Raw genomic sequence first — 3,486 nt, 5'->3', positions numbered from 1 at the left:
CCTCTTCATACATCAGCTTGTCGATGTCGACCTTGACCTTTTCAACGATCTCCTCGATGCGCGTGGGATGGATGCGTCCATCGTGCATCAGCCGTTCCAGCGACACCTTGGCAATCTCACGCCGCAACGGATCAAATCCTGAGATAATCACGGCTTCGGGGGTTTCATCGATGATCAGATCAATGCCCGTCGCCGCTTCAAGCGCACGGATATTCCGCCCTTCCCGGCCGATAATTCGGCCTTTCATGGCATCGTTTGGAATGGGAACCACGGAGATCGTGGATTCCGAGACATAGTCACGAACGACACGCTGAATCGAGGTGGTGATGATCTCCCGAGCTTCCCGTTCGGCATTCTCACGGGCTTCTTCGATTGTTCGTTTGGCAATGCCGACGGCATCGAGTCTCGCCTGCGATTCCATTTCGAGGATCAATTGCTTCTTGGCTTCATCAGCCGTCATTCCGGCAACCCGTTCCAATGCGTCGCGATGTTCGCGCTCGGCCTTGGCGCAGGCCGACTCTTTCGCCGCCAGGCCCTCTTCTCGTTTGGCGAAATCCGCCTCGCGCTTGCGTGACTCATTTTCCCGCTTTTCCAGGCCGGCAAGCTTTCCGTCGAGCCCTCCTTCTCGTTGGACAAGACGCTTTTCCACCCCCGAGAGTTCATCAAGCTTGGCTTTCTGCTCCTGCTCGAATTCTGATTTTGCCTTGAATACCAGATCCTTGGCTTCGAATCTGGCTTCCTTGAGAATATTCTCTGCTTCTCGTTGTGCGTTCTGTACAACCTGTTTGGCCAAATCTTCTGTTTCAGCCTGTTTGGCACCCGTCATCCGTCGCCGCAGGAGTTCAAAGACCCCTGCACCAATCACGGCACCGAAGATCACCGAAAGGATAATGTAAACAACAATTGCGGTAGAAATGGGAGTCACCCCCTTCTTGAAAGCAGTCAAATCAGATGAGCCCTCAACTTGGTACAAGCACCCCGCCACAGACCGGGTGGACGAGTGAACTGGGTGCGAACACGATGTGAGTGAAGAAAATGGAAGAGGCTTTAGACCGCGAGTCGTCTCACCTGGAAGCACATGAGAGCGTCAGGGTACGATACCACACCCGGTAAGTTTCTCTGGCTGTTCCTACTCAGCTGCCGGTTTCCAGACAGCAGCCATTGGAGAGGGTCAGTCATCGAAATCGGTATGGAAGGTGGATACTCTCTCTGTCCGGCAGGTATTTGCCGAATCGCCTCAATTTCAGAAACTGGCCGCCGCATGACCGGTTGAAGCTCCCGTCCAAGCACGGCCCATCCCTTGAGCATCCACCAAATCAACACTTCGTATCCCATCAGATAGATATTCGCTGTAATTCTCTCAGCAATTTCCAGTAGATCAATCGACGATAATCGCCTTTCCTTTTCACTCACACAGTCACCGATCTATATGATAACAAAGCGACTCTTTGAAAACAAGACGAATCACCGCTACCGGAAGAGGGATGTCGGCATCTGTTCGTCGATCGATTCCATCAACGTCACCATCCGCCGTTCGACGTCAGCCTCTCCTTGGACCCGCTTTTTCTCGGACTCAAACAACTGATGGGCCAGGTTGATCGCCGTCAGCACTGCCAACTTCGATGGAGTCGTCGTCTTCATTCCCTCCGCCAAATGTTTCATATGATCGTCGACAAAATGAGCCAGCCGCCGGATATAGGCATCATCGCCGTCTCCCGTGATCGTGTACCGTTGACCATAAATCTCCACATCAATGGTCTTAGTCAATGACCACCTCCTTGGTATCCTCGATACATTCAAGCAGCTCCATTTCATTCATGACTTTTTCGATTCGCGCCTTGATGTCCATCCGTTCCATTTCCCATTTGCGATTCGTATCGTCCTGCGCAGCCAACCGCTGGCGAGCCGTCTTGAGCTCCTCTTCCAATAGCGCGTTCCTTCGTTTGAGTTCCTGGACGAGCTTCACCAAGTCACGAATTCGAGTTTCCAATGCATCAAGTCGATCCAGCGACATAATCAACCCCTCTTCATTATTGCCCCTACGGATTGTGGCGCACTATAAAAACTTCACAAGACCTTGTCAAGAAACGGTCTTTTGAACCCCAGCTAGACGTAGGTATTCCTTGTAGCTGCGCAGTACCCGTTTGACGTATTGCCTGGTCTCCTGATAGTGGATCAATTCGACAAATTCATCCTCGCTGCATTCCCGATAGGTTGCCGCCCAAGTTCCCACAACGATTGGGCCGGCATTGTACGCGGCGATCGTCTGCACTACATTTCCGGCAAACTGCGTAAACAGTTGCTCTACATATCTGGCCCCGATTCGGATATTGGTTTCTTGATCGAACAAATCTTCCCGGGATAGGTTTGGAAGACGGTGCTGTTGCGCCACCACGTTTGCGGTGGCGGGCATGACTTGCCTCCACCCGATCGCCCCGACACGCGAAACGGCTCTCCGGTCATATTGACTTTCTTCCCGAATGATCGCGGCAACAAGAAACGGATCTATCCCGTTGGCTCCCGACATTTTAATCGTGGGAATCAATCCGGTTGGATAGGCCACACTCCAAAGTCCATCCGCGACTGCCCCACCGGTTCGCTCCAGTTTCTCACGAAATCGAGACCGTACCAGGCGCAAGGCATGATGGTAGGCACCGACCTCGTTCAGCATCATCGACAACGCGGCCAACATCTCTGGGTCACGACCATACCGATCCGTCAACGCGCCGAGTTCTCGTGCGGCATCCTGTTCAAGGCCGAGTGTTCTGAGCTCCACCGCCCGCCGGTACGCCGGCTGAAGCTCGATCTGCATGCGACTGCTGGTCGGATTGTCCTGAGCCGACAGCTGCGTATCCCCCGGGATAGGTTCAGTGGACGAGGCAGTGATAACGGAGCCTTCTCGTTTCGCCTGCCCGGAAACCGACTGGTCTGTCTGTTCGCGCGCCAGCTGGCAGTAGTAGGTATATGGAAACCGTTGGCAGAGGAGAGCAAACAGCTCTTTTGACTTCACACCTTCCACATAGCCGTAGGAACGAGCAGTCCAGTAGAGTGCCTGAGGTTCAAAGTCGTTGTCCTTTTGATCGACGATCCGGCTCCACGCTGAGATCGCCTCCCGATAACGAGCCGTTCGGTAAAACACCCACCCTTCCCGCCATTGTGCTTCCGCTCGTTGAGAAGCCGGCTCTCCGAACTTAGCCACCTGTCGATATCTTGCAATCGCCTCATCGAATCGCGCCTCGTCTTCCAACCAGATCCCGGCAAATAAATTGATCTGCCCTTTTTGTTCGGGCGTCATCGTTCGCTTCGGAACGGTCCGGCAGAGATCCAATAACTTATCTCCCAGTCCCTGTCTAAGATAGACCCGACCCAGCCATACGGTGGCTTCATTCGACCGGGGTCCTTGTTCAACGGTCAGCGCATGAAAGGTGTCGCGTGCCTGATCGTAAAGCTTCAATCGAACTTGGGCGATTCCCAATTTGAGCTTGG

4 protein-coding genes are annotated in these 3,486 nt (G+C 53.5%); all 4 read right to left on the bottom strand.

Features of this window, described 5'->3' with window-relative positions:
- The coding region (locus ACOSYY_RS10090) for an Rnase Y domain-containing protein (protein WP_421662180.1) at positions 1 to 925 on the bottom strand (925 nt) is incomplete at its 3' end.
- 545 nt (positions 926 to 1,470) lie between these two features.
- Positions 1,471 to 1,767 carry a cell division protein ZapA gene (locus ACOSYY_RS10085; RefSeq protein WP_421662178.1) on the bottom strand — a complete coding sequence of 99 codons (297 nt, stop codon included), beginning with the start codon at positions 1,765 to 1,767 and terminating at the stop codon, positions 1,471 to 1,473.
- The gene (locus tag ACOSYY_RS10080; protein WP_421662177.1) at positions 1,760 to 2,014 is read right to left on the bottom strand and encodes a coiled-coil domain-containing protein; all 255 of its coding nucleotides are present in this window, start codon (positions 2,012 to 2,014) and stop codon (positions 1,760 to 1,762) included. Before ACOSYY_RS10080 ends, ACOSYY_RS10085 begins: the two co-directional genes overlap by 8 nt.
- A gap of 66 nt (positions 2,015 to 2,080) precedes the next feature.
- The coding region (locus ACOSYY_RS10075; RefSeq protein ID WP_421662175.1) for a transglycosylase SLT domain-containing protein at positions 2,081 to 3,486 on the bottom strand (1,406 nt) is incomplete at its 5' end.

This window comes from Nitrospira sp. BLG_2 (assembly GCF_049222245.1).
The sequence above is the reverse complement of the archived record's forward strand: the minus strand, read 5'-3'. Positions and strand labels throughout refer to the sequence as shown.

Coding starts and splice junctions, on each gene's coding strand:
- ACOSYY_RS10080 (WP_421662177.1), bottom strand. CDS start 2,014: ATGTCGCTGGATCGACTTGATGCATTGGAAACTCGAATTCGTGACTTG.